14 protein-coding genes are annotated in these 18,520 nt (G+C 73.1%); 9 read left to right on the top strand and 5 right to left on the bottom strand.

Annotated elements, in window-relative coordinates; translation table 11 throughout:
- Positions 1-42 precede the first annotated feature (42 nt).
- On the bottom strand, positions 43-1,881 hold the full coding sequence (locus ACH34R_RS07710) for a tetratricopeptide repeat protein (protein WP_397560589.1): 1,839 nt from the start codon (positions 1,879-1,881) through the stop codon (positions 43-45).
- A 227-nt stretch (positions 1,882-2,108) separates the two neighbouring features.
- Here ACH34R_RS07710 and ACH34R_RS07705 point away from each other — a divergent pair, with 227 nt between their 5' ends.
- On the top strand, positions 2,109-3,683 hold the full coding sequence (locus ACH34R_RS07705; RefSeq protein WP_397560588.1) for an MFS transporter: 1,575 nt from the start codon (positions 2,109-2,111) through the stop codon (positions 3,681-3,683).
- 69 nt (positions 3,684-3,752) lie between these two features.
- The gene (locus ACH34R_RS07700) at positions 3,753-4,514 is read left to right on the top strand and encodes a DoxX family membrane protein (protein ID WP_397560587.1); all 762 of its coding nucleotides are present in this window, start codon (positions 3,753-3,755) and stop codon (positions 4,512-4,514) included.
- Between the two features lie 119 nt (positions 4,515-4,633).
- Here the strand turns inward: ACH34R_RS07700 and ACH34R_RS07695 are convergent, their stop codons facing one another.
- Positions 4,634-5,854: an ROK family protein gene (locus tag ACH34R_RS07695; RefSeq protein ID WP_397560586.1), complete on the bottom strand. Its 1,221-nt coding sequence runs from the start codon at positions 5,852-5,854 to the stop codon at positions 4,634-4,636.
- A gap of 237 nt (positions 5,855-6,091) precedes the next feature.
- On the opposite strand from ACH34R_RS07695, the gene ACH34R_RS07690 reads away from it, so the two are divergent.
- The 3 genes from ACH34R_RS07690 to ACH34R_RS07680 all read left to right on the top strand — a co-directional run bounded on the left by ACH34R_RS07690 (position 6,092) and on the right by ACH34R_RS07680 (position 9,379).
- Positions 6,092-6,688 carry an RNA polymerase sigma factor gene (locus ACH34R_RS07690; RefSeq protein WP_397560585.1) on the top strand — a complete coding sequence of 199 codons (597 nt, stop codon included), beginning with the start codon at positions 6,092-6,094 and terminating at the stop codon, positions 6,686-6,688.
- Entirely contained in the window at positions 6,681-7,676 is a 996-nt protein-coding gene (locus ACH34R_RS07685) for a CU044_5270 family protein (RefSeq protein ID WP_397560584.1), read from the top strand. Before ACH34R_RS07690 ends, ACH34R_RS07685 begins: the two co-directional genes overlap by 8 nt.
- A gap of 68 nt (positions 7,677-7,744) precedes the next feature.
- Complete coding sequence (locus ACH34R_RS07680; protein WP_397560583.1) at positions 7,745-9,379, top strand: heparinase II/III family protein; 1,635 nt, start codon at positions 7,745-7,747, stop codon at positions 9,377-9,379.
- Positions 9,380-9,443: 64 nt separating this feature from the next.
- On the opposite strand, the gene ACH34R_RS07675 is transcribed toward ACH34R_RS07680, so the two are convergent.
- Positions 9,444-9,659 carry a hypothetical protein gene (locus tag ACH34R_RS07675; protein ID WP_397560582.1) on the bottom strand — a complete coding sequence of 72 codons (216 nt, stop codon included), beginning with the start codon at positions 9,657-9,659 and terminating at the stop codon, positions 9,444-9,446.
- A 171-nt stretch (positions 9,660-9,830) separates the two neighbouring features.
- Here ACH34R_RS07675 and ACH34R_RS07670 point away from each other — a divergent pair, with 171 nt between their 5' ends.
- The 3 genes from ACH34R_RS07670 (at position 9,831) to ACH34R_RS07660 (ending at position 16,072) form a co-directional block, all read left to right on the top strand.
- Positions 9,831-12,131, top strand: coding sequence for a transglycosylase domain-containing protein (locus ACH34R_RS07670; RefSeq protein ID WP_397560581.1), 2,301 nt, complete (start codon positions 9,831-9,833; stop codon positions 12,129-12,131).
- 105 nt (positions 12,132-12,236) lie between these two features.
- Positions 12,237-14,174: a protein kinase gene (locus ACH34R_RS07665; RefSeq protein ID WP_397560580.1), complete on the top strand. Its 1,938-nt coding sequence runs from the start codon at positions 12,237-12,239 to the stop codon at positions 14,172-14,174.
- Entirely contained in the window at positions 14,174-16,072 is a 1,899-nt protein-coding gene (locus ACH34R_RS07660; protein WP_397560579.1) for a serine/threonine-protein kinase, read from the top strand. Before ACH34R_RS07665 ends, ACH34R_RS07660 begins: the two co-directional genes overlap by 1 nt.
- A gap of 8 nt (positions 16,073-16,080) precedes the next feature.
- On the opposite strand, the gene ACH34R_RS07655 is transcribed toward ACH34R_RS07660, so the two are convergent.
- Positions 16,081-16,326, bottom strand: coding sequence for a hypothetical protein (locus ACH34R_RS07655; RefSeq protein ID WP_397560578.1), 246 nt, complete (start codon positions 16,324-16,326; stop codon positions 16,081-16,083).
- Positions 16,327-16,525: 199 nt separating this feature from the next.
- Entirely contained in the window at positions 16,526-16,714 is a 189-nt protein-coding gene (locus tag ACH34R_RS07650; protein ID WP_111171765.1) for a DUF5999 family protein, read from the bottom strand.
- Between the two features lie 308 nt (positions 16,715-17,022).
- Here ACH34R_RS07650 and ACH34R_RS07645 point away from each other — a divergent pair, with 308 nt between their 5' ends.
- A complete protein-coding gene (locus tag ACH34R_RS07645) occupies positions 17,023-18,519 on the top strand; it encodes a M48 family metalloprotease (RefSeq protein ID WP_397560577.1) in 1,497 nt (498 codons plus the stop codon).
- Position 18,520: the final 1 nt, after the last annotated feature.

The raw sequence follows: 18,520 nt of genomic DNA, 5'->3' as shown, positions 1-18,520 counted from the left end.
GGGCTCGCCTGGTGAATCGCTCGGAGGAATGCCTGGTGCCGGTCAGGCGCGGCCCGGCCGGTCACCATGGTGCCTTCCCTGATGGCGGCCCGGGTATTCGCCGATGACGACTTCCTTCGGCGTCACCCGCAGGACCTCGGCCTCGGGGTCGCCAAGGGCTATCCCGCGCACCTCGGCCCAGAACCTGCGTTCCATCGGATCGGCCACGAAGACCGCCACCTTGGGGTCGCGCTCGGCGGCCTGCCACGCCTCGTCGGCGGCGATCAGGCGGAGTTCGCCCGCGGGGCCGACCGAGGCCACGGCTCCGACGGCCAGCGCGCGGGGGCCGCTCGCGTCGGCGTAGGCGAGGACCACGCCGCGGGAGGAGGTGAACGCCCGCCGTACCTCCTGGCTCAGGCCGACGCCGGGACGGACGTCGGCGGGGGGCCACGTCCCGCAGCCCTCGCACATGACCAGGGAGGGCCGCCACGGGCCCGGGGAGCCGCGCCACCAGGCCCGTACCGCGCGCAGCGTGAACACCAGCGCCATGGCGAGCAGCGCGGCCAGCCCGGTGCGCCATCCCCACATCGCGGCCGGGCCGGGCAGGACCGCGGCCGACAGGCCCAGGCAGGCCACGAGGAGCAGGGCCAGGGCCGCGCCGAGAGAACGGTCGGCGGCGAGGACGGCCCGCGTACGGCCGGCCAGTCCGGCGGACCGCCTGATCCGCGCCAGCGCGAGCGGCACCACGAGCGCGCCGAGCCCGGCGTACGGCCGGCCGGCGCCCGCCGCCACCCCGGCCAGCACCAAGGTGACCGACCAGGCGCGGACCGCCAGTATCCAGATCGCCACGGCGGCGTCGCGCCTGGCCGTGCGCTCGGGCAGCGCGGCGGCGAACTCCGCGAGCGCGCGCACGGGCCTGCCCCGCCACCCCTCGGCCAGTACGCGGACCATCGCCAGGGCGGGCGCGTTGCCGAGCACCAGCCCGGCCGACCCCGCCCACGCCACGCCGAAACCCCCGCCGGGCAGCGTGGCGACGGCGACCGCGTAGGCGACCGCCACCAGCGGCGTCACGCCCACCGCCACGCCGAACCACAGGTCGCGCCCGAGCATCCCCGGCACATATCTCCAGGTCCGGATCTTGCGGGCCTGCCGCAGGGTGAGCGCCGCGACGATCACGAGCACCAGCAGCCCGCCGGTCCGGGCCTCGGCGCGCAGACCGGTCAGCGCCGCGACCGCCGTCACCGCCGCCAGGGCCGACGCGAGCAGCGCGCGGACCTGCCTGGACCACACCTCCAGCGCCCGCCGCGCCCGGCCGGTCTCCCGGGGATCGACGGGCCAGTCGTCGTCGTGGTGACCGCGCGGGCGTTCCCAGCGCAGCAGGGTCAGCCCGAGGTTGATCCGCGCCGCCGGATGGCCGGGGGCCTCGCGCAGCGCCGCCCGGTACGCGGCGGCGGCCCGCCCGTGCTCCCCCCTGAGCAGGGCCAGGTCCCCGGCGAGCACGCGTACGTCGGGCTCCTCGGGGGCGAACCACAGCGCCTTGGCCGCCTGGTTCCACGCCTCGCGCCGGCGTCCGGGAATCCGGCGCAGGGCCGATGCCAGGCGCAGCCGGGCGGGCCACGATCCCGGCGCCAGCAGTACGGCCCGCTCGGCCGACTCCACGGCCTCCTGGTCGTGCCCGAGGCGTTCCAGCGCCAGGCTCTCGACGCGATGCGCCCACTCCAGGCGCTGATCGCGGCCCAGCGCCTCCCGGGCCGCCTCCAGCGCCGGCTCCGGCTCCCCCGCGTTCAGCCGCGCGACCGCCGAAACGCACCACTCACGCGGATTGTCGGGATTGAGGGGGACCCATGCGGCGACAGGCCCCGGTCGGGGCGGCCGGGCCGTCGCCTCGCGGTCCCTGTCCACGACCGCAATGGTCCGTGGGAGATCACCGTTTGCCTAGGTCTCCGACACATGGCTGTATCTCTCTAGAGAGGTACTCACTCTTCGATCACACCTTGTCCGCATCTGTGGGGTTAGGTGTAGCCGATCCGCATACCGCCTGACGCATCCGGCGATGCCCGCCCCCGGGCGGGGTGCGATGGCCTAAGCTGCCACGCATGTTCGTGCGGGCCGGGTCCCCCTGAGCGGCCATGATCACGTTCGGGATGGTCGCCGACTCCCAGGTTCAGCGGGCCGGGAGCGGCAAGCGCCGCCGCCGGGTGAGCCGGTGGGCGGTGCTCGCGCTGCTGTGTTTCAGCCTGCTGCTGATCGCGGTGGACGCCACGGTCCTGCACATCGCGGTCCCGGCGCTCACCGCCGACCTCGAACCCACCGCGGTCGAACTCCTGTGGATCATCGACGTCTACTCCCTGGTGGTCGCGCCGCTGCTGATCACCTTCGGCACCCTCGGCGACCGGTACGGCAGGCGCAGGCTCGTCCTGGCCGGGTACGCGGTGTTCGGGATGGCCTCGGCGGGCGCGGCGGCGGCGGGCTCACCGGCCGTGCTGATCGTCGCCAGGGCGCTGCTCGGCGTGGGCGGCGCGATGATCATGCCCGCCACGCTGTCCATCATCCGTGAGGTGTTCACCGACCGCAGGGAGCGGGCGTTCGCCCTCGGCGTGTGGAGCGCGGTCGCGGCGGGCGGGGCGGCGGTCGGCCCGCTGATCGGCGGCGTGCTGGTGGAGCACGCCTGGTGGGGCGCGGTCTTCCTGATCAACGTACCGATCCTGCTGGTACTGCTGCCCGCCGCGGCCCGCCTGCTGCCCGAGTCCGCGGGCGCGGACGCCACCCGCCACCGCTGGGACGCCCTCAGCGCCGCGCTGTCCGTGCTCGGCATCCTTGCGCTGGCCTTCGGGCTGAAGGAGGCGGGCTCCGGGCAAGTGCTCGGCGTGGCTCCCGCACTGGCGATCTTCGCCGCCGGGGCGGGCCTGCTGGCCGTGTTCGTACGCAGGCAGCGGCGGCTGGCCCACCCGCTGCTCGACGTCGAGCTGTTCGCCCGCAGGGGATTCTCCACCGGCGTGGCTACCGTGCTGCTGGCCGTGTTCGCGCTGGTCGGCCTGGAGCTGATGCTCGCCCAGTACCTCCAGTTGGTGCTGGGCGACAGCCCCTTGGCCGCCGCCGTGCGGATGCTGCCGCTGATGGTCGCCGCCGTCGCGGGCGGCCTCTCCGCCGCCCGCCTGCTGCGCAGTTGCGGGCTGCGGGCGACCATGGGCGGCGGGCTGGCGCTCACCGCGCTGTCCCTCGCGCCGACCCTGTGGTGGGGCACCGAGAGCCACCCGGTACTGCTGACGCTGTGCTTCGCCGGCATCGGCTTCGGCGTGCAGGTGGCGCTGCTGGCGGCCTCCGACACCATCATGGCCGCGGCCCCGGAGTCCCGCGCGGGCGGCGCGGCGGCGATCGAGGAGACCGCCTACGAGCTGGGCGCGGGGCTCGGCATCGCGGTGCTCGGCACGATCACCACCGTCGTCTACGCGCCGGCCGTGCCCGGCCTCGCGGGCGTGTCCGGGGCGGCCACCGCCCAGGCCCGCCAGTCGCTGGCCGCCGCCGCCCACGTCGCCGAGCAGATCGGCGGTACGGCCGGCCGCGCCCTGCTGCGGGCCGCCCGGGAGGCGTTCGTCGGGGCGCTGCACTCGGCGATCGGCGTCAGCATCGCCCTGCTCGCCACCACCGCGCTGGCCGCCGCCGTCCTCGCGCCCCGCAGGCCGCCGGACGACGACCCTTCATGATGTTCGACCATCCCTCAGGAGGGCAGTCGGCTATGGGCAACCACGACAGGGCGGGGAATGATGAGTGACGTGCGCCGTACTCTCCACGACCTCGCCTCGCTCGCCGCCAGGCTGGGCGTGGGCGGCATCTTCTTCGCCACCGGCTGGCACAAGCTGGAGGCCGGGCTGAACCAGACGGCGGAGCAGTTCGCCACCCTCCAGGCCCCGGCCCCGCAGGTTTGGGCGGCGGTGACCATGCTGACCGAGCTGATCGGCGGGGCGCTGCTGGTCGCGGGCCTGGTGGTGGGGCCGTGCGGGCTGCTGCTGTTCGCCGAGGCCCTGGCCGTCTTCGTGATCGCGAGCGGCGACCAGAGCCTGCCGCTGACCGGCGACGTCGATCTGATCATCGCGCTGGGCGCGGCCTCGATCCTGCTGGCGGTGGGCGGGGCCGGGCGGGTGTCGGTGGACCACATGGTGGTCATCAAGCGCCGCGAGGCGGAACAGGCCGACGACTTCGCCGCCGACGCCGAGGCCGATCACGTACTGGCCTCCTGGCGGGAGGCCGACCCCGCGCCCGCGGTGACCGCCGCGCCCCGTGAGGAGAAGGACACGGCGGCCGAGCCCGGTACCGGGGACCCGGCCGAAGACGACGCCGCCAAGGCCGGCAGACCCTCCCGCGCCCCACGGTCCCGGCCGCCCGCCGCCAAGCCCCCGGAGCACCCACCGGCCCCCGAGTCCGGCGACACCCTGGTCGCGGGCGGTCGCGACAGCGCTCCCCAACGCCCGGCCGCACGCAAGACCGGAGGCCGCCGCCCGCCCACCACCCGCCCGGCGAACGACGACGAACCCTGAAAAGCCCGGCTCAGGAACGCCAGGTGACGGACGGCGGTGATCCTCGAAACACCGCCCAGAACGGCCAGAGGTCGTCGTCCGTCCGTGGGACGGACGGCCACGAATTCTGGAGGCGTGACTCAGGGGCGGGCGGGGAGGCGGCCGGACTCGATGGAGTCGAGGACGCGGGCCGCGCCGCCGAGGGCCGCCGCGCCGTACCCGAGGGTGGAGGCCACGATCCGGCAGCCGCCGGCGTCCGGGGCGATCGTGCGGACGCGCGCCTCGGCCTCGGCCGCGGGGATCAGCCAGGGCGCGAGCGGCACGTAGTGACCGCCGAGCACCACGGCCTGCGGATTGAGCAGGTTGGCCAGGATCGCCACGCCCTTGCCCAGGCTGCCGCCGATGTCGGCGAGCACCGCGAGGGTGGCCCGGTCGCCCGCCCGGGCCAGGCGTACCACCTCGTCGATCTCCGGCGCCACGACGGCCGGGGAGACCGCGGGGCCGCCCTCGGAGAACCGGCCGAACACCGCGCCGATCCCGGCGACGGCCTCCAGGCAGCCGAGCCGCCCGCAGCCGCACCGCGGCCCCGCGGGATCGACCTGCACATGGCCGAGTTCGCCGCTGAACCCCTGGCCGCCGCGCAGCAGCCGCCCGTCCACGATCACCCCCGCGCCGACGCCGACCTCGCCGGTGAGGTAGACCAGGTTGCCCGCGCCCCCGTATGGGCCGAAGCGGTGCTCGGCCAGCGCGCCGAGATTGGCGTCGTTGTCCACCTGGATGGGGAACTCCGGGTCGCGCAGCGCCGCCGCGAGGTCGTGCGCCAGGTCCACGTCATGCCAGTTCAGGTTGGGCGCGAAGCGCACCCTGCCCTCCACGCCCACGAGCCCGGGAACGGCCACGACCAGCCCGAGGACCCGCCGCTCCTCCCTGACCATCCGGTTGACCGTACGGCGGGCCAGCGCCGCCACCGCGGCCACCGCCTGGCTCGCCGACGCACCGATACCGGGAAAGGACTTGCGTAAGGTCAGCACCTGCCGTCCCGACAGGTCGACCGCCACCACGGTCAGGCCGTCGACGTTCACCTCGATCCCGGCCGCCGCGTACGGCGAGCCGTCCAGCACGAGCATCGTCGCCGGGCGGCCGACGCGGTTCTCGGTGAGCCCGGTCTCGCGTACCAGCCGCCGCTCGATCAGATCGGCCACCAGGCTGGAGACGGTCGCCTTGTTCAGCCCGGTCGAGGCGGCGATGTCGGCCCGTGAGCACGGCGCGTTCTCCCGCACGAACCTCAAGACCACCGCGAGGTTGGTCGCCCGGACGTCGGTGAAGTCAGCGGGCCGCGGGCCCGTCGTAGAAGTGATCAAGGTGAGCCTCGTTCCCGCTCGCGCCAGGCTGCGCCCATCATGCCGCATCCCCCGCCCCAGTAACATGCCGACGGTCCTGTACCGAACCACCCAAGTTTCACGAAATCCACAAGATCGGCGATGGCCCTCCAGACGGCGTGAAAGTGAATCGCGGGATCGGGAGAGTAAGGAGTGTCCGACGTTCCCGCATCGCGAAAGGCTGTACATGACGGGGAGATCTACCCGGTGGAGGCCGGTGTGACCGCGATCTCGTGGGCGGGCCCGGCGGCGGGCGGGGAGACGGCGGCGCGCCCGCTGGCCGACACCGAGCGGTTCGCCGAGGTCTTCGACGCCTTTTTCGCGGAGATCCACCGCTACGCGGCCCAGCGGCTCGGCCCCGACAACGCGGAAGACGTCGTGGCCGAGACGTTCCTGGTGGCGTTTCGCAAGCGGGCCTCCTACGATCCGGCGCGGGCGACGGTCCGGTCCTGGCTGTACGGCATCGCCACGAACCTGATCGGCAGGCAGCGGCGGCTGGAGGTGCGGACGCTGCGGGCGCTGGCCCGGCACGGCGTCGATCCGGACGCGCCGGGGCACGAGGACCGGGTCGCGGTGCGGGTGAGCGCGCAGAGCCTGCGGCCCAGCCTGGCGGCGGCGGTCGCGGCGCTCGACCGGCGCGACCGCGACGTGCTGTTGCTCGTCGCGCTCGCCGGGCTGAGCCACGAGGAGGTCGCGGCGGCGCTCGGCATCCCCTACGGCACGGTCGGCTCCCGGCTGAGCCGGGCCAGGCGCAAACTCCGCGGCTCGCTGGGCAGCGCCAATCCGATGCTCGTCGCGGAGGCCGAGCATGGGTAAGCCGCACGAGGACCTGCCCGAACTGCACGAGCTGCGGGAGCTGTACGGCGAGCCGCCGCCACCCCATCCTTCCGCCGCCGCCCGGGTACGCGCGAGGCTGGAGAACGAGCGCCGCCGCCGCGCCCGGCTGCCCTGGATGCTGGCCGCCGCCACCGCGGTGGCAGTCGTCGTGGGCACCGCGCTGCCCGCGCCCACCGCCACCTTGGCCGGGCGGTCGGTACTGCTGGCCGCCGCGACCGCCGCCGCGGCCGTTCCGGGCGAGCCCGCGGGGGCCTACTGGCATGTCAGCAGGCTCCGCAGCGAGATCCGGCAGGTCGCAGGCCACCAGATCGTGACCGAGCGGCTGAGCGAGCAGTGGGCCACCGAGGACGGTCGCCACTGGCAGGGCGATCGTGACCTCGGCACCCGCCCCAGGTCTCCCGCCGACGAGGCCGCCTGGCGCCGGGACGGCTCGCCGTCCGCCTGGTACGGCGTGGCGCTGCGCACCTCGCCGGGCAAGGGCGACCTGACCCCGGTCAGCGACCGCGCGCCGTTCAGCATCGCCGGGCGCGACCTCACCGTGGCGCAGACGCAGCGGCTGCCTGCCGATCCGGCCGATCTGGAACGCCGGGTGCGCGGCATGCTGCCCGCGGACGCGCCCGACGGCCTGCTCGCCGACGCGATGTGCGGGCTGCTGTGGAGCAAGCCCTCCCCGCCCGGCGTGCGCGCCGCCGCCTACCGGGTGCTCGCCGGGCTGCCGGAGGTGCGGTACCTCGGCGAGACCGCCGACGAGCGGGGCCGGAAGGGGGCCGGGTTCTCCTTCACCGTGCGGCGTTCGAACTCGCCGGTACTGCGGACGCTGATCATCGACCCGCGCACCTCTCAGGTCCTGTCCTCCACGGACCAGGGGCCGGGCGCGGAAGAACGCTCCGAACTCGTCCTTTCGGCAGGCTGGACCGCCAAGGAGCCGTCCCCGCCACGGATTCCGCCCGCGCCTTCGCCGTCCTGACCGGCTGAACCGGCACCTTCCCCCAGCACGGCCGTGCGCTCGGCCGTCGCCCGAAATGGAGCAAGCGCTTGTTCTGGCATGCCCGCAGAAAGCCCGTGCCCGGCCGCCGCCGCGCGCTGGATCCCCCGCCCCCGGACATCACCGCCGACGCGCTCGCGAGCCTGTTCCCCGCGGCCGACGCCGCCGAGGTGGCGCGCGGGGTGGTCACCTTCGCCGGACAGCCGCCCACCGAACTCGGCCGCACGCCCGCCGGGGGCATCGACTGGCACTCGGACCCGCACCGGAACCGGTCCTGGGCGCTCAACCTGCACACGCTGCGCTGGATGGGACGCCTGGTCGTGGAGTACGAAAGGTCCGGTGAGCACGACCATCTGGAACGCGCCACCGACATCGCCCGCGACTGGGCGCGGAGCAACCCGCGCCGCGGCGCGGACGTCAGCGAGTGGGCCTGGGCCGAGCACGCGGTCGCGCTGCGCGGGCCGGCGCTGGTGGCGCTGAGCGCCCACGTGCTCGACCCGTGGCTGGCCGTCTCCCTCGCCGAGCACGCCAACGTGCTCGCCGACCCCGCCCTGTACCGCGAGGGCCACAACCACGGCCTGGACCAGGACATCGCGCTGCTGCTGATCGGGCGGCGGCTGGGCGACGCGACCAGGACACGCCTGGCGATCGACCGCATGACCGCCTCCGCCGAACTGGCCATCGACGAGCAGGGCGCGCTGCACGAGCAGGCCCCCCGCTACGGGGTGTACGTACACCGGCGGCTGGGCGCCGCGCTGCGGCTCATCGAGAACAGCGGCCTGGAGGTGCCCGGGCGGCTCACCGCGCGCCGCGCGGTCCTCGCGCACTACATCGCGCACGCCACCCAGCCGGACGGACGGCTCGCACCGCTCGGCGACAGCCCCGCCGACACCCGTCCGCCCCGGTTCGGCGGCGCGCAGACGTCCACGGCGCGGGTGTTCGACGCCGGCTACGCGTTCGGCCGCACGGCGTGGGACGACCCGGAGGCCGCCTACTACTCGCTCCGGTTCGGGCCGGGAAGGCGGCTGCACGGCCATGAGGACCATCTCGGCGTCACTTACCAGGCGGGCGGGCACGACGTACTGGTCGAGGCGGGGTTCGACTCCTATGAGCGGACCGAGTTCAGGCGGTGGACCCTCTCCCCCGAGGCGCACAACGTGCCGATCGTGCAGGAGGCCGAGTTCAGGCCGGGCACGGCGACCTCGCTGGACGCCTCCGCCATCGGGCCGTCCAGGCAGTGCTACCGGCTCTCCGACGAGGCGTACGGCGTGCGGCGCACTCGCACGGTACTGGTCCACCACGGCCCGGACCTGATGGCGGTGCTCGACGAGGCGCCCGCCGGTCGGACGCTGCGCAACCTGTGGCACTTCGCCCCCGCGCTGCGCGTCGCGGCCACCGGCGAGGGCCGGGTGACGCTCGCCGCAGGCGACCGGCGCGTCACCCTCCTCCAGCTCCGGCCGCCGGACCACGCGCCCGCCCCAGGCCAGCTCGTACGTCAGGGCACGGTCTGCACCGGCTACCTCCGCAGGACGGAGTCGGTGACCGTGGTCTCGCCCGCCGCCTCCCGCCTGCTGACCCTGATCGTGCCCGGCCCCGGCGACCTCGACGTCACCCCCGGCCCGGAAGGGACCCTCACCGTCCACACCGCCACAGGCCCCGTCTCGCTGCCCGCCGGGCTGTTCTGAACGCCCCGGAACGGGCGTCGCGGAGACCCCCGCCAGGGATCTCCGCGACGTGTCGCCGGTCAGATCAACTGTTGTTGCAGCTCCCCTGCGGCTGCGAGGAGATGATCGGCACGTCGAGGTTGATCACGTTGCCGATGAGGTTGGTGTTGGAGCACTGCACGGCGGGCGCCGGGGCCGGGGCGGGTGCGGGCTCGAGCGTGGCGGCGGCGGGGGTGGCGAGCGCCACGGCGGCCAGGCCGCCGGCGAAGGCGAGCGCGGTGATCCTGCGCGAGAAACGCATGGGGTTCCCTTCCTGTGGGCGGTGCGTTTCCTCGATTATTACCCTCTGTAGCAATACAGGCACAGTCAGTATTGACTGGTCGCAGAGTCACCAATGTGCAGCCGGACCGCCTCTGCCCTGGTGCGCCAATCCGGTCTCAAGGCCACCACGAATACCCCATAATCTAGTCACATGTCGAAACGGGGGATGAGTCTGGCCGGGTCCGGCTCAAAGATCGCAGCGCTGGCCGTCATGGGCGTCGCCGCCGGGGTCCTCGCCGCCGGAGTCGCCCTGCCCGCCGTGGGCGGCGTTGGGCTGGGCGTCGTCGCGGTCAAGGAAGAGCTCAACCTCAATCCGGAAGACCTCAAGGAGCCCCCGCTCGCCGAGCGCACCACGGTCCTGGACGCGGACGGTAAGCAGATCGCCCAGTTCTACGAGGAGTACCGCGAGGTCGTCCCGCTCGACCAGATCGCCGACATCATGAAGACGGCGATCATCTCCATCGAGGACTACCGCTTCTACCAGCACGGTCCCATCGACATCGAGGGCACGATCCGCGCCCTGGCCACCAACCTCCACTCCGGCGGGGTCAGCCAGGGCGGTTCGAGCATCACCCAGCAGTACGTCAAGCAGGTGCTGCTCAACCAGGCCGACTCCAAGAAGGAGCGGGCGAAGGCGACCGAGGCCAGCTACGCCCGCAAGCTCAACGAGCTGCGCTACGCGATGGCGATCGAGAAGAAGTACTCCAAGGACCAGATCCTGGAGAAGTACCTGAACATCGCCTACTTCGGCGCGAGCGCCAACGGGGTGGAGGCGGCGGCCAAGCGGTTCTTCGGCGTCAAGGCGTCGGAGCTGTCGCTGGCCCAGGCGGCGACGCTGGCGGGAGCCGTACAGGAGCCCAACGCGACCGACCCGCACCGCGGCAAGAAGTACCGTGACGCGCTGGTCCAGCGGCGCAACATCGTGCTGGACCGGATGGCCGAGCTGAACAAGATCAGCAAGGCCGACGCCGCCAAGGCCAAGGCGGAGAAACTGGGATACAAGGGCACCCCGCTGCCCGGCGGCTGTGAGAACAGCCCGTACCCCTACTTCTGCATGTACGTCAGGCAGGAGATCCTGAACAACCCCGACTTCGGCAAGACCCCCAAGGCCCGGCTGGAGTTCCTCAACCGCGGCGGCCTCGCCATCAAGACCACGATCGACCCGAAGATGCAGGCCGCCGCCGACAAGGCGATCAAGAAGCGGGTCTCGCCCACCGACTACGCGATGGCCTCCGAGGCCCTGGTCGAGCCGGGCACCGGGGAGATCAAGGCGATGGCCTCCAGCCGCGCGTACGGCAACTCCAAACGCAAGAAGGAGATGTCCTACAACGTCGTGGCCGACGCCAGGCACGGCGGCGGCACGGGCTTTCAGGCCGGGTCCACGTTCAAGATGTTCACCCTGGTCACCGCCCTGGCAGAGGGCATGAAGGTGAACGACGGGCTGACCGCGGGAGCCGGGTTCAGCACCGGCTACTCCGGCTTCAAGAACTGCAAGGGCCAAAGCGTCGGCGACCCCAGCCACACCGTGACCAACGACGAGGGCGCCCCCGGCTTCCGGACCTTGCAGACCGGCACCTGGGGGTCGGTCAACACCTTCTTCATGGCCCTTGAGCAGCGGGTCGGCCTGTGCGACGTGATCAAGACGGCCAAGGCGATGGGCATCAAGCGGTCCGATGGGCTGCCCCTGGTCGAGGTCCCGGTCTTCACCCTCGGCGTGAACGAGATGGACCCGCTGACCGTCGCCAACGCCTTCGCGGTGCTCGGCGCTCGCGGCAAGTACTGCGAGCCGAAGGCGATCAGTCAGATCACCGACAGGGACGGCAAGGTCGTCAAGTACAAGCCGAAGTGCCGCCAGGCCATCGACCCCGAGGTCGCCGACGCCGCCGCGTACGTGCTCGAGGGCGTGTTCACCAAGGGCACCATGCGCGGTGTGGGCGGCATCGGCCGCGACGCCGCGGGCAAGACCGGCACCACCGACAGCCAGTCCACCGCCTGGTTCGCCGGTACCACCCCCGACCTGGCCGGAGCGGTCAGCATCGGCGACCCACGCGGCGCGGTCAACCACAAGCTGAACGGCGTGACCATCGGCGGCCGGTACTACGGGTCGGTGTTCGGGGCCACCATCCCCGGCCCGATCTGGAAGGACACGATGATGGGCGCGCTCAAGGGCGTGCCGAAGACCTCCTTCAAGCCGATCAACTCCTCGCGCTTCGGCGGCTGCGGCTCGGCGTGCGCGCCCAGGAAGAAGGCCGAGCCCGACGACGACGACGGCGACGGTGGCCGCGACGGCAATGACATCATCGTGGAACTGGGCAGTCAGGAAGGCCGGGAGCAAGGTCAGCAGGACGGCCGCGAGCCCGGCCGGGAGCAGCGCCGCGAGCAGGGCCCCGACCTCGGCTTCGGTCCGGAGCAGGGCGAGCAGCTCGGCAGGGAGCAGGACCTGGAGCGCTGACCCCCGGTCGCCACGCGGACCCCTCCCGGTCATGTTCCGGGTCTACGACACAGGCCGCCCTGCCCTCATAATTGGTGATCTACGGGCGGAGTGGGAGGAATTCCGATGCCGGAGATCAGCGCGCTGCGGCCGGGCGACCCCGCAGAGGTAGGGGGTCACCGGCTGACCGGACGCCTGGGCGACGACGTGTTCGTCGCCCAGACGCGCACGGGTGAGCGGGTCGTGGTGAAGCTGCTGCACCCCGACGTGGACCGCGAGCGCTTCCACCGGGTGATCGCGCCCCTCCAGGGGTTCTCGGCCTTCTACACGGCACGCGTCCTCACCACCGGCACCCACGGTGACCGGCTGTTCGTCGTCAGCGAGTACATCGACGGGCCCACGCTGGCCGAGTCGGGCGGCCTGGTGACCGGGGTCGGGCTGCACCGGCTGGCGGTGGGCACGATGACCGCGCTGGTCGCGATCCACCAGGCCGGGCTGGTCCATGGCGACCTGCGGCCGGGCAACGTGGTGCTCGGCCCGGACGGCCCCCGGGTGATCAACTTCGGTGTGGCCAGGGCGGTGACCTCGACGGAGACCGGGGCGACCCGCAGGGTGGAATTACCCGCCTACACCGCGCCGGAACGGCTGAGCGGAGGCCCGCCCACCGCCGCGGCCGACGTCTTCTCCTGGGCGGCGACCATGGCGGCAGCCGCCTCCGGCCGCTCGCCGTTCGACGGCGGCACGATGGCCGGCACGGTCAACCGGATCGTCAACGGCGAGCCCGAACTCCCGGACCTGGGCGAGCTGCACGGCCTGATCACCGCCTGCCTGGCCAAGGACCCGGCCAGGCGGCCCCCGGCCGGCGACGCGCTGCTGCGCCTGGTGGGCGAGCCGAGCGTGCTCACCTCACAGGTGTCGGCCGCCACGCCGCCGTCGCGGCAGGACCGGACGACCCGGCCGGTCGGCAGGGGACGCGGCGTCCTCACGGCCGGGGCGGCGTTCCTGGCCGGGGCGCTCATCGCGGGCACCGGCGTCTACTTCCTGGTCCCCGGCGGCCCCGGCCGGGCCGTCGCGGACGACAGGAAAGCGCCGGCCACTTCCACTCCGCAGCCCTCGGTGATCACCGCCCAGCCGCAGGTCACCCCCGGCTCCACGACCGCCCCGCTGGAGAAGGTCGAGGGCAAGGCCGCCAGTGACCTCAAGCTGGACCGGGCCCAGGCGACCCTGCACGAGCACCCGAAGGATCCGCTCCGCCTCCAGGCGTACCTGGAGGTGTCCAGCCCGTTCGGCAGCTACGTCAGGGACAAGGCAGGCGCCTTCAAGCAGGTCGGCACCGGCGAGGAGCCCCAGGTGTCGCCGGACGGCACCTGGGTGGTGCTCAACCCGTGGCTCAAGTTCCGCGACTCCGACACCGACCACGTGCGGTTCCTCCGCCCGGACACCGGCGAGCAGTTCACCGTGTCCACCGTGAAGAAGCCGCTGACGACCATGACCCCGGTGTGGTCGAGGGACGGCTCCAAGGTGGTGCTCTCGGTGCACGAGGACAAGAAGATCCGGCGGATCACCGGTTTCGTGGTCATCGACGTGCGCACGCGGACCGCCACCCACGTCCGGACGGAGTACACCGACGACGCCGCGCTGGCCTTCACCTTCACCCCCGACGGCACGATCGCGCGCGGCTACTACGACGGCAAGGTCACCGGGATGGAGTACTACAACCTGTCCGGGCAGGTCACCAAGACCTTCCACTGGGTGGGCAAGCCCCGTTCCCGCGACTGGTTCTCCCCGTCGGGCCGGCAGTTCGTCACGGTGTGCCCGGACGAGGAGAACTACTGCGTGTGGGACGCCAGGACCGGCAACCGCAGGGCCACCGTGCCGGCCGACGAGAGCGGGCAGCTCCTCGGCTGGTTCAACGAGAACCACCTGCTGGTCCAGGATCCGGTGAAGGGCAAGAAGGACGCGGACCAGGTCAAGGTCATCGACTTCGTCGGGGCGACCAGGCGGGTGCTCGCCGATGTGCATCGGCTGAAGGCGTCGCTTCAGTTCGCCCGCCCGGCACGCTGATGGCCGCCGCCCCGCTCCGGCCCGGCGACCCGGCGGCGGTCGGCGGGTACACGATCCTCGGCAGGCTCGGGCAGGGCGGGCAGGGGGTCGTCCTGCTCGGCGAAGGGCCGGGCGGTGAGCGGGTGGCGATCAAGCTGATCCAGGCGGGCCTGGCCGATGGCGACGCCCGCGGCGCGTGGGCCGGTGAGATCGGGCTCGCCCGCAGGGTGAAGGCGTTCTGCACCGCCCAGGTGCTGGACACCGGCGAGTCGGGCGGCGTGCCGTACATCGTCAGCGAGTTCGTGGACGGGCCCAGCCTGGCGCAGGTGATCAAAGAACGCGGGCCGATGAGCGGGGCCGAGCTGCGCCGCGTGGCGATCGGCACGCTCACCGCGCTGGCCGCCATCCACCAGGCCGGGGTGGTGCACCAGGACTTCAAGCCGGGGAACGTGCTGCTCAGCAGGGACGGCCCGCGGGTGATCGACTTCGGCATCTCGCGCGCGCTGGACGCCGCCGAGACCACCGGCGAGGGGCTGCTCGGCACCCCGCCGTTCATGGCGCCCGAGCAGTTCGCCGGGCTGCCCTCGGGGCCGCCCGCGGACCTGTTCGCCTGGGGGTCCACGATCGTGTGCGCGGCGACCGGCCGCCCGCCGTTCGGTTCGGGCGACCTGACGGCCGTGATCGCCGGCATCCTGCACACCGAACCGGACCTCGGCGCCCTGGACGGCGAGCTGCGCGAGCTGGTCGCGCGCTGCCTGGCCAAGGACCCGGAGGCGCGCCCCACCGCGACGCAGGCGCTGCTCACCCTGCTCGGCCATCCGGTGCCCGAGGTGCGGTTGCTGGCCGAGGGCCAGGAGTCGGCCGCCCCTCCCGCGCGCCGCCGCCGGTGGCCGGTCGTGCTTGTGGCCGCGGCCTGCGCGGTGGCGGTGGCGGTCGCGGCGGGCGTCCTGCTCACCCGTACGTCCGGGCCCACCGAACCGAGATCGGCCCCTCCCACGGCTCCCGCGCCCAAGGGCGGCCGGATGCCGGTGAAGTCGACCTCCGAATTCCGCATCCCCGGCACCGGGATCATCCTGCGCGAGAACGCCGCCGACCCCGTGTCGGTCTCCAGCTACATCGACCGCCGCGGGGAGGGCGACGGGTTTCCGTCCTACGTGCGCGACCCGCGCACCCGTCGCTTCTCCTACTATGGGGGCTTCCAGGAGCCCGTCACCTCACCGGGCGGCGGCTATGTGGCCTCCGTGACCGCAGGCGCCCCAAGCGACCTGAGCTTCGAGACGATCCGGATCGCCGACCGGGTGCGCGGGCAGGAGGTGCGGATCAAGAGCGTCGCCAGACCGGCGTACACCGCCTCTCCGGTGTGGCGCGGCGATGGCCGGTTGCTGTTGCTGACCATCTATCCCGAGCCCGGCACCGGACGCAAGGAGACCGACGGTTTCGTCGTCGTCGATCCGGCGGCGCGGACCGCCTCGGTGGTGTCCCTGCCCGGAGGGCACGACTCGGCCTACTACTGGGGCGGGGACGGCTCGACGGTGCTGCACCAGAGCGCGGGAGGCACGGTCGCCGTGCACGACCTCAAGGGCAGGGTGCTGCGCTCGTTCCGCGGCGTCGGGCAACTGCTCGGCATGAACGCGGCGAGGTCATGGGCGGGCACGGTGTTCGGCACGGCCTGCCCGGGTCTTTCGGTGAGCGTCTGCCTGTGGGACGCCGCCTCCGGCGCGCGGCGGGCGTCGGTGCCGCTGCCCGAGCGGGTCGTCGTCCGGGGCTGGCTGGACGACCTGCACCTGCTCGCGGTGCGGTCCGGCCCCCGCACCACCGAAGTGATCATGCTGGACCGGCGCGGCGCGGCCGTGCGCACGCTGGCCGAAGGGCCGACCGCCGATCTCGGCGACGTCACCCTGTGGTTCACCGCGAACTGACCGGCCGTTCAGGCCGGCGCGCCCACCCGGTCCACGATCTGGTCGGCGCCCTCCTCGCGGGCGCAGTGCGCGCAGCAGTACCACCGGTCGCCGGCCTGTACGCCGTGCCCGATCACCCGGCAGCCGCAGTGCTCGCACACCGGGGCCATCCGCTGGATCGCGCACTCGAAGGAGTCGAAGATGTGGGTCACCCCCTGCGCCCGGATCTCGAAAGCCATGTCGTAGTCGTTTCCGCAGGTCTCACAGCGTGCCAACGGTCTCTCCCCCATCGCGTCCCGAACGCGTGCTCCGAAGGAGGACTACCCGGGGCCGGGCCATCAAGTCGCCCGCGCATCGGCAAGTTACGACCACCCGGGCGGGGACGGCGTCCTGCCTGCCTCCGCCGAAGGCAGGTCACCGTGCCGCCACGGGCGGCGTGGCGGAAATGCGGCGCGACCGGACGGCCGGGCGGCGCTAGGCCGCGACGGGCGCCCGGTGCGGATCGACCGCGCGGCCGTCGGGCAGCAGCAGGCCGGTGTCCTCGAAGAGCAGGACGCCGTTGCACAGCAGGCTCCACCCCTGGTCGGGGTGTGCGGCGATGACGTGTGCGGCTTCGCGATCGGCAGAGTAGGCATTGGGGCAGGTCGGCTGGTGCTGGCACATGATGGCACCTCTCAGGGTGGCGCTCGTGCGTGCGTGCATGTCCCATTCTGCCGAGCGCCACCGACACTTTTCCTGCTCGACGGGGCCATGCACCTTCACGACTCCAGAATGTTCCACGCCGCTGAAGAACCGCTTGCAGAACACTGAACCTTCGCACAACGCCGGCCGGCGCCCGTGGCCGATGCCGACCAGGGCACCCCGGCGCGGACCTGCGTGACCGGCGGCCCACACCCGAGGATTCGTCATATAACGCAGGGAATTCCACTATTTTTGTGGGCAATGTCGTCGCCCCTGGAGTCCTTCCCCCGATGACCACCGCACTACGGGCCGCCCTGGCCTTCACCCTGCTCGCGGGTTTCTACGCGCTGGTCGGTCTCATCTTCGCCGGCGCCGTCTTCTTCGACGTTTACCTGTTCGTCGATTTCCACGCCCGTGGCATCCAGGTGGCCGCCGTACTGACGCTCGCCGCCATCGCGCTCGCCAGGGCGCTGTGGATGGTCAGCCGGGCCAGACCGGGCGAGGAACCGGGCGTGGCCGTGGACCAGCGGCAGGAGCCGGAGCTATGGCGGGTCGTCACGGACCTGGCCCAGCGGGTGCGCACCGCCCCGCCCGACGAGATCCGGCTGGTGGCCGAGGTCAACGCGGCGGTGGGCGAGGAGACGCGGCTGCTCGGCCTGGTGGCCACCCGCCGCCGGATGTACATCGGGCTGCCCCTGCTCCAGGCCCTCACGGTTGACGAGATGCGCGCGGTGCTCGGGCACGAACTCGGCCACTACAGCGGCGCGCACACCCGCCTCGGCGCGCCCGTCTACCGGGGCAGGGTGGCACTCGGCGCGGCCGTCGGCCACCTGGGCCGCCACCCCGTGCTGCAACGCGTCTTCCTCGCCTACGCCAAGCTCTACATGCGCGTGTCCCAGGCCGTCTCGCGGCGTCAGGAGCTGGAGGCCGACCGGTTCGCGGTCACCATCGCGGGCCGTGAGGCGATGAGCGGCGCACTGCGCAAGGTCCGCTTCACCGCGCTGGGCTGGGACCTGTTCATGTCGGGCTACGTGAGCATGGCGGGCGCGGCGGGCAGCCGCCCGGCGCAGGTCATGGCGGGCTTTTCGGCGATGCTGGCCGAACCGGGCAGGCAGGCCGAACTCGCCTCCGCCGCCGGGGAGCCGGAGACCACCTCGCCCTACGACTCCCATCCCAGCCTCGCCGAACGGCTGGCCGCCATCGCCGCGCTGCCCGACCCCGGGCACGTCCCGGACCGGCGGCCGGCCACGGCGCTGCTGGTCGATCCGGCGGTCGCGGCGAACGCCGTGGAGGGCACCATCTGGTCCCCGCAGGCCCTGGCCACGCTGCGGCCGGTGCCGTGGGAGGACATGGTGGCGGCGGCGATGTACGAGATGCGCAACGCCGAGGCGCTGCACGACCTCGCCGTGGCCGGGCAGCGGGTGATGGGCACGCCGCTGCCGTACCTGGACGCGGCCTTCGAGGCGCTGGCCAGGGGGCAGGCCGCGGCGCTCACCCACGAACTGCGGCAGCTCGGCTGGAATCCATCGGAGACGCTGCTCGGCGGCGTGCTCGGGCAGGCGCTGGAGGCGGTGCTGATCCAGCACGGCGAGGCCCGCTGGCGGCTGTCGTGGTCCGGCCCGGCCCGGCTGCTCTACACCGATGGCGAGGAGGTGGCGCTGTCGCACTACGCCGCCAAGGTCGCGAGCGACCCGTCGTCCATCCCGGGTCTTCGCGAATGGCTGGCCGAGCAGGGGATCGCCCCCGGCTACACGCCACCGGCCACGCGGGCCGCGCCCGTCGGCTGAT

The organism is Spongiactinospora sp. 9N601, from assembly GCF_044326295.1.
GTDB classification, from domain to species: domain Bacteria; phylum Actinomycetota; class Actinomycetes; order Streptosporangiales; family Streptosporangiaceae; genus Spongiactinospora; species Spongiactinospora gelatinilytica.
The sequence above is the reverse complement of the archived record's forward strand: the minus strand, read 5'-3'. Positions and strand labels throughout refer to the sequence as shown.

Bases quoted from the DNA above. Each gene is read 5' to 3' on its own strand.
- ACH34R_RS07705 (WP_397560588.1), top strand. From the start codon at position 2,109: ATGATCACGTTCGGGATGGTCGCCGACTCCCAGGTTCAGCGGGCCGGG.
- ACH34R_RS07685 (WP_397560584.1), top strand. From the start codon at position 6,681: ATGGGTAAGCCGCACGAGGACCTGCCCGAACTGCACGAGCTGCGGGAG.
- ACH34R_RS07675 (WP_397560582.1), bottom strand. From the start codon at position 9,659: ATGCGTTTCTCGCGCAGGATCACCGCGCTCGCCTTCGCCGGCGGCCTG.
- ACH34R_RS07670 (WP_397560581.1), top strand. From the start codon at position 9,831: ATGTCGAAACGGGGGATGAGTCTGGCCGGGTCCGGCTCAAAGATCGCA.
- ACH34R_RS07665 (WP_397560580.1), top strand. From the start codon at position 12,237: ATGCCGGAGATCAGCGCGCTGCGGCCGGGCGACCCCGCAGAGGTAGGG.
- ACH34R_RS07660 (WP_397560579.1), top strand. From the start codon at position 14,174: ATGGCCGCCGCCCCGCTCCGGCCCGGCGACCCGGCGGCGGTCGGCGGG.
- ACH34R_RS07650 (WP_111171765.1), bottom strand. From the start codon at position 16,714: ATGTGCCAGCACCAGCCGACCTGCCCCAATGCCTACTCTGCCGATCGC.
- ACH34R_RS07645 (WP_397560577.1), top strand. From the start codon at position 17,023: ATGACCACCGCACTACGGGCCGCCCTGGCCTTCACCCTGCTCGCGGGT.